We start from the raw sequence: 6,478 nt of genomic DNA, 5'->3' as shown, positions 1-6,478 counted from the left end.
GTGACGATCGAAATTTGCTATATAAGTTTAGTGAACGCGCGAATAGCATGGGCCACTTGAAAATCACAAGCCTCACCCACAACTTATGCAGTAGATAGGTTGCATCTGCGCAGCCCACCCGAACATACCGCCAGGAAAACGTATGCCTACCATCACCATGTACAGCACGGGCGTCTGCCCCTATTGCATACGTGCCGAGCAGCTACTCAAGAGCAAGGGCGTTGCCATAGACGAGAAAGTGCGCGTGGATCTGGATCCCGCCCGCCGCGACGAAATGATGTCACGCACCGGCCGCCGCACCGTGCCACAGATCTATATCGACGACTTTCACGTAGGGGGCTACGACGACCTGGCCGCACTGGATCACGCCGGCAAGCTCGATACCCTGCTTGGTCGCTAAACATGGCATATGCTGTCTGAATCTGCGATGATTCGCCCGCCATTTCTTATCAACAGTTCAATCGTTTTCAGCAGGAGTCGCCATGAGCGATCAGCAAGCACAACCCGTTTTCTCCATCGAAAAACTCTTCGTCAAAGACCTGTCGCTGGAAGTCCCCCACGCACCGCAGATCTACCTCGAAGCCAATCAGCCTGAAATCGAGATGCAGCTGCATACCGAGAGCAAGGCTATCGACGAAGGCTATTACGAGAACATGCTTACCGTCACCGTGACGGCTCGCGTGGGCGAGAAAACCGTGTTCCTGGCCGAAGTGGCCCAGGGCGGTATCTTCCAGGTGCGCAACATCCCCAATGAAGATCTCGAGCCCATCCTCGGCATCGCCTGCCCCAACATTCTCTTCCCCTATGTGCGCGAAGTGGTGTCTGACCTGATCAACCGTGCCGGCTTCCCGCCCGTCATCCTGGCACCCATCAACTTCGAACAGCTGTATAGCCAGCGTCAAGCTCAGGCAGCCAGCCAAGATGCGCCCGCAACTGTTCAGTAAGTATCTGGCAGCCAGCCTTGCTGGCCTAGCCGCCCTCTCCGCCACCGCGCTGGAGTTCCGCTCGGTGGCGGAACACGGCGCGGTTTTTTATGATGCACCCTCCCTCCAGGCCAAAAAGCTGTTCGTCGCCAGCAAAGGCTTGCCGGTGGAGGTGCTGGTCGATAACAAGGACTGGCTACGGGTGCGTGATCAGTCGGGTACGCTGGCCTGGGTGGCCAAAGCCACGCTCAACGCCAAGCGCAATGTCGTCATCGCGGTTAACCGGGCCGAGGTACATGGCGCCGCCGACCTCAAGTCCCCGCTGCTGTTCGTCGCCGACAAGAACGTCATATTCGAACTGCTCGAGACCGGCAAGACTGGCTGGGTCAAGGTCAGGCATCGCGACGGCGCGCAAGGCTATATCCGCATAGAAGAGGTCTGGGGCCTATGAAAATCACCGTATTGGGCGCTGGTGCCTGGGGTACCGCGCTGGCCATGAGCTTTGCCGAGCGCCATCAGGTCACACTATGGGCCCGCAATGCCGAGCAAATCACCCAGATGCAGCAAGCCGGCGAGAACAGCCGCTACCTGCCTGGCCAACGCTTCCCTGCAGGCCTGGCCCTGGAGTCAGACCTGCCGCGTGTGCTGGCAGGCACCGAGCTGGTCTTGATCGTAACTCCGACCGCCGGCCTACGGCCGTCACTGCGCGCCCTCACCGCACTGGGCAACCAGGCGCCCGTACTATGGGCCTGCAAAGGCCTGGAAGCCGACACCCAGCAACCGGCCCATGAAGTAGCCGATGCCGAACTGCCGCCCTCGGTGCCGCGCGGCATCCTCACCGGCCCGAGCTTCGCCCAGGAAGTGGCCGCCGGTCTGCCCGCCGCGCTGACCCTGGCGTCGGAGGATGAGACCTTCGCCGGCAGCATGGCCGCCACACTCAATTCCAGCAAACTGCGCATTTATTCCAGCACCGATATCATCGGTGCTGAGATAGGCGGCGCGGTCAAGAACATCATGGCCATAGCAGCCGGGGTCAGCGACGGACTGAAACTGGGTCACAACGCCCGGGCAGCCTTGCTGACTCGCGGCCTGGCCGAAATCACCCGCTTTGGCGTGGCATTGGGCGCCCGCCCAGAAACCTTTACCGGCCTGTCTGGCCTGGGCGACTTGATACTCACCTGTACCGGCGATCTGTCACGCAATCGCAAGGTGGGGCTATTGCTGGCCGAAGGCAAACCACTGGCCGAGATCATCCAGAACCTGGGGCATGTGGCCGAAGGCGTCAATACCGCCCAGGCGGTGCAGCAGCAAGCCTTGCGTCAGCAGGTCGAGATGCCGATTACCGCAGCCGTCTGCCGCATGCTGTTCGACGGCCTGCCCGCCGCAGAAGCCATAGCCGGCCTGATGGGCCGTGGCGTTAAAAAAGAAGCTGCCTGAGCACAGCCCCGCCGCGTCAGCCAAGCAGCATCCCGCGCCCCAGCAAGCGTACAACAGAAGCGGGAAGGCCGACGCGGCAGGCTTCCGCCGTACATCCAAGCTCAGAAAGCCCACTAGGCCATGCCATCTCGCCCGCTTCAAACTTACCGTGGTGCATGCCACTGTGGCGCAGTCCAATTCGAAATCGAGACAGACTTCCCTGAGCTGACGATGTGCGACTGCTCCATTTGCAAGAAGAAGAACGCACTCATGGTCAAGGTGCACGAGAGCAGCTTCAAACTCCTGGCAGGCAACGACTCGCTCACCGAGTACCAGTTTCACACCAAGACAGCACGACACTTCTTCTGCAAGGTCTGCGGTATCTATCCCTTCCATCGCAAGCGCGTCACACCTGACCATCTTGGCATCAACGTACATTGCCTTGAGGGTTTCAACCCTGACGGCATCCCGGTGCGCCAGGCCGTCGGCGCCACCATGTCATAAGCAGACCAGGCATCCTGAGGCATCCCTCCCCAAGCCGGCGCCCCCTACCTGTGAGCAAGATGCTGGTGCAGCCGCTGATGGCCCTCAAGGGATACTTTATAAGGCCGCCAGGAATCGCCGCTGCGCACCCACGAATTCGCTTTCGTGCGAAATAAAGGGCGCGTGTCCGGCCCCCGGATGCAGCACCAGTTCCCCCTGCGTTGCCTGTGCCAACCAACGGCCAGCCTCAGGCGGCGTCATACGGTCGCGCTCACCAAACTGCAGCAGAACCGGGCACTGCACCTCGGCCATGCGCGGACGCAAGTCGGCCTGCTGCAATATGCCCAAGCCGGCCATCAACGCCGCCTGCTGCGGTGCCGGCCGCGCCGCCAGGCTGGCTTGCAGGGCCCGCAGCACACTGCGGCCATCCTGGCTGCCCATCACCTGCAGCGCCAGGAACATATCCAGGGTAGCCGCATAGTCCCGCGCCAAGCTGTCGGCAAACGCCGTCAATGTCTCGGCGGGTGTCGCGCTGGGCCAGTCCGGCCGCTGCATGAAACAGGGGGAGGACGCGCACAGCGTCAACGAGCGCACCTTGTGGGGCGAGCGCAGCGCCCATTCCGTTCCCACGGCGCCCCCCAGCGACCAGCCCAGCACATGCACCGGCAAAGGGAAGGCCTCATCCAGCGCCGATGCCAGGGAGGGCAGGTCGTAGGGATGCACCATATCGCTGGCGCCACAGCCAGGCAGATCGACGATATGCACACAGAAATCCGCCGCCAGTTGCTCGGCAGTTCGTTGCCACACCGCACCATGTATGCCCCAGCCGTGTATCAGAACCAGATCTGCCCCCTGGCCCAGGGTTTCCATATACAAAGACATGCCTAATTACCGTCCAGTTCTAGCAAGGCGTCCAGCAGGGCCGCCACATCCGTCGTCTCATGCGCTGCAGACAGCGTCACCCTTAGCCGGGCGGTTGCCACCGTAGGCGGGCGTATCGCCGCCACCCAGATACCCCGCTCCCACAGCTGCTGCGATAGCCGCAAGGCCTTCTCGCTGTTCGACACCACAATGGGCTGTATGGCGCTCTCCGACGGCAGCAGGGCATAGCGGCTGGCGTGCAGACCCTCGCGCAATTGGGCGATATGCGCTTGCAGGCGCTCACGCCGCCACCCTTCAGCCGCCATGACCGACAGCGAGGCACACGCGGCCTGTGCAATGGCTGCCGGTGCAGCCGTCGTGTAGATAGCTGTATGTGCCTTGTTGATCAGCCACTCGATGACCGCCGTCTCAGCTGCCACCAGAGCCCCGGCCGCGCCAGCCGCCTTGCCCAAGGTGGCCAGATAGATCAGCCGTGGGGAGCGCAGCTCCCAGTGGGCAACACTGCCACGCCCGTCACCCAGCACGCCAAAGCCATGGGCGTCATCCACATACAGCCAGGCGTCGTAGCGCTCGGCCAGCGCTAGCAGGGCGGGCAAGGGTGCCATATCGCCATCCATGCTGTAGACCGCATCTACGGCGATCAGCTTGCGTCGCGCCGTGCTTGCCGCCAGCAAGTTCTCCAATGCCACCAGGTCATTGTGGGCAAAACGGCGAAAATCCGCCCTGCTCAATACACAGGCGTCGTTGAGCGAAGCGTGGTTGAGCTTGTCTGCAAACACCGCATCACCCCGCCCCATCAGCGCCGTGATCACCCCCAGGTTGGCCATATAGCCTGTGGCAAACCCGAGTGCCGCCGGCATGCCCAGCCAGGCCGCAAACTGCTGCTCCAACTGCTCATGCGGCAGTTGGTGGCCGCAAACCAGGTGCGATGCGCCGCTCCCTACGCCATAGGCCTCCACCCCCGCCAGCACAGCCGCCCGCAAGCGCACATCATTGGCAAGGCCCAGATAGTCGTTGCCACAGAAATTGAGCAGCTGCTTGCCATCCACCTCCAGGCGAACTGCCTGCGGCGAACTCACTACACGGCGACGGCGGCGCAGATGGCCAGCGTCCAACGCAAGCAACCCCGCCTCCAGCTCCTCCAACATAGGGAATCGATCAGTCATGGCTGGCATTTTATACCGCCGTTGCCACACACCACGGCAGCTCTGTTATCTTTCTGCCTCAGCAAAAAGACTAGCCCATACTCAGGAGGCACCCATGTCCGACCCAAACATCAATCCCTACGCCAGCCAGACCGTCAACCTGGAGGACGACCCCCGCGCCGGCGAGCTCGCCAGTCGCTGGACGCGCCTATGGGCTGCACTGATTGATGCGCTGATCAATATGGCCTATGCCATCCCCCTGGCCTTTGCCTTTGGCACCATGCAGCTGGCCATGAAGGGGCAGACACCCTCGTTCGGCACCACCTTGTTGCTGGCATGCCTGGGCTTTCTGTGTTTTGTCGCCATCCATGGCTACCTGCTGAAAACCAAAGGCCAGACAGTAGGCAAGAGTCTGCTAGGCATACGCATCGTCAGCACCAGCGACCAGCCTGTGCCACTGGCCCAGCTGCTGCTGCGCCGCTATCTGCCCATCTCGGTTGTGGCCATCATTCCGGTGGTGGGCGGCATACTCACGGTCATCGACGTGCTGTTCATCTTCCGCGATGACAAGCGCTGCATACACGACCTAATTGCCGACACCAAGGTTGTCAACGCCGCCTAAACCAAGACATAGAGCACCCGCATGCAAGCCATACGCACAGCCCTACCTGATGTCGTCATCCTGGAGCCCAAGGTCTTCGGCGACGAACGCGGTTTCTTCTATGAGAGCTTCAACGCCCGGCTGTTCCGCGAGCTGACCGGCAGCGATGTCGAGTTCGTGCAGGACAATCACTCGAAATCAGTCCGCGGTGTGCTGCGCGGTCTGCATTACCAGTTGCAGCAAGCCCAGGGCAAACTGGTTCGGGTTGCGTCTGGCGAAGTCCTGGATGTCGCCGTGGACATACGCAAGTCCTCCCCGACCTTCGGCCAGTGGGTGGGCGTGCGCCTGTCGGCCGAGAACAAGCGCCAGCTCTGGGTGCCTGCAGGCTTTGCCCACGGCTTTGTGGTGTTGAGCGAGACCGCCGAGTTTCTCTACAAAACCACCGACTACTACGCCCCCGCGCATGAGCGCTGCATCGCCTGGAACGACCCGGCGCTGGCCATAGACTGGGAGTTCGACGGCGAACCGCAATTGTCCGGCAAGGACCAGCAGGGCAAACCCCTGGCCGAGGCCGACCTGTTCGACTAGGCATCATCCAGCACGACAAGCCCAGCCCGCGCCGAGGCGAGCTGGGCACCACGAGGGGGCGCCCTCCTCACTATCCCCGCCTGACACCGCTATGGCCAAGCGCACAGCCCATGCCGCAGACCCTGTCAGCGCCTGGGATAAACTTGAATCACTGAGAGCCTGTTCAAAGTCTTTTCACCGCGCGCCGGCCCGCTGGGCTGATCTGGAAAATGGCTAGTCACAAGGCGTGGTGCGCAGGCAATAACAAGTTATTGCCAAGCGCCACAACGCAGTGAATGGTCGTTTTCCAGATCAGCCCTACGGGTTCGTAACCTTGCCGGCGAATGGCGGCGTTGCAAGCCGCTGACGGTACCCGTACCGCTGCGCGGCTTGCGCCTTGCCCTTCATCCGGCAAGGTTGCGAGCGACGCGGCGAAAAGACTTTGAACAGGCTCTAAGAAG

General features: G+C 61.8%; 10 protein-coding genes. 7 read left to right on the top strand and 3 right to left on the bottom strand.

The genetic code is table 11. From position 1 onward, the window contains the following. Positions 1-142: 142 nt before the first annotated feature. From grxC to V7714_RS20445, 5 genes are all read left to right on the top strand, one after another. On the top strand, positions 143-400 hold the full coding sequence (gene grxC / locus V7714_RS20465) for a glutaredoxin 3 (protein WP_335711393.1): 258 nt from the start codon (positions 143-145) through the stop codon (positions 398-400). Between the two features lie 82 nt (positions 401-482). After that, entirely contained in the window at positions 483-944 is a 462-nt protein-coding gene (gene secB / locus V7714_RS20460; protein ID WP_284197293.1) for a protein-export chaperone SecB, read from the top strand. After that, positions 922-1,374 (top strand): SH3 domain-containing protein, encoded by a 453-nt coding sequence (locus tag V7714_RS20455; protein ID WP_335711392.1) that lies wholly within the window; start codon positions 922-924, stop codon positions 1,372-1,374. The genes secB and V7714_RS20455 overlap by 23 nt, the downstream gene beginning before the upstream one ends. Next, positions 1,371-2,360 carry an NAD(P)H-dependent glycerol-3-phosphate dehydrogenase gene (locus tag V7714_RS20450; protein ID WP_335711391.1) on the top strand — a complete coding sequence of 330 codons (990 nt, stop codon included), beginning with the start codon at positions 1,371-1,373 and terminating at the stop codon, positions 2,358-2,360. The genes V7714_RS20455 and V7714_RS20450 overlap by 4 nt, the downstream gene beginning before the upstream one ends. Before the next feature lie 120 nt (positions 2,361-2,480). Then, positions 2,481-2,843: a GFA family protein gene (locus V7714_RS20445; RefSeq protein ID WP_335711390.1), complete on the top strand. Its 363-nt coding sequence runs from the start codon at positions 2,481-2,483 to the stop codon at positions 2,841-2,843. Between the two features lie 96 nt (positions 2,844-2,939). Here the strand turns inward: V7714_RS20445 and bioH are convergent, their stop codons facing one another. Continuing rightward, the gene (bioH, locus tag V7714_RS20440; RefSeq protein WP_335711389.1) at positions 2,940-3,704 is read right to left on the bottom strand and encodes a pimeloyl-ACP methyl ester esterase BioH; all 765 of its coding nucleotides are present in this window, start codon (positions 3,702-3,704) and stop codon (positions 2,940-2,942) included. Between the two features lie 2 nt (positions 3,705-3,706). Continuing rightward, entirely contained in the window at positions 3,707-4,870 is a 1,164-nt protein-coding gene (gene bioF / locus V7714_RS20435; protein WP_335711388.1) for an 8-amino-7-oxononanoate synthase, read from the bottom strand. Positions 4,871-4,964: 94 nt separating this feature from the next. Here bioF and V7714_RS20430 point away from each other — a divergent pair, with 94 nt between their 5' ends. Together V7714_RS20430 and rfbC are read left to right on the top strand one after the other, a co-directional pair. Further along, entirely contained in the window at positions 4,965-5,471 is a 507-nt protein-coding gene (locus V7714_RS20430) for an RDD family protein (protein WP_335711387.1), read from the top strand. Between the two features lie 21 nt (positions 5,472-5,492). After that, positions 5,493-6,038, top strand: a complete 546-nt coding sequence (gene rfbC, locus V7714_RS20425; protein WP_335711386.1) for a dTDP-4-dehydrorhamnose 3,5-epimerase — start codon at positions 5,493-5,495, stop codon at positions 6,036-6,038. A 217-nt stretch (positions 6,039-6,255) separates the two neighbouring features. On the opposite strand, the gene V7714_RS20420 is transcribed toward rfbC, so the two are convergent. Continuing rightward, positions 6,256-6,478 (bottom strand): hypothetical protein (locus V7714_RS20420; protein WP_335711385.1); only part of this gene is annotated, 223 nt, incomplete at its 5' end.

This window comes from Chitinimonas sp. JJ19, assembly GCF_036961565.1.
GTDB lineage: Bacteria > Pseudomonadota > Gammaproteobacteria > Burkholderiales > Chitinimonadaceae > Chitinimonas.
The sequence above is the reverse complement of the archived record's forward strand: the minus strand, read 5'-3'. Positions and strand labels throughout refer to the sequence as shown.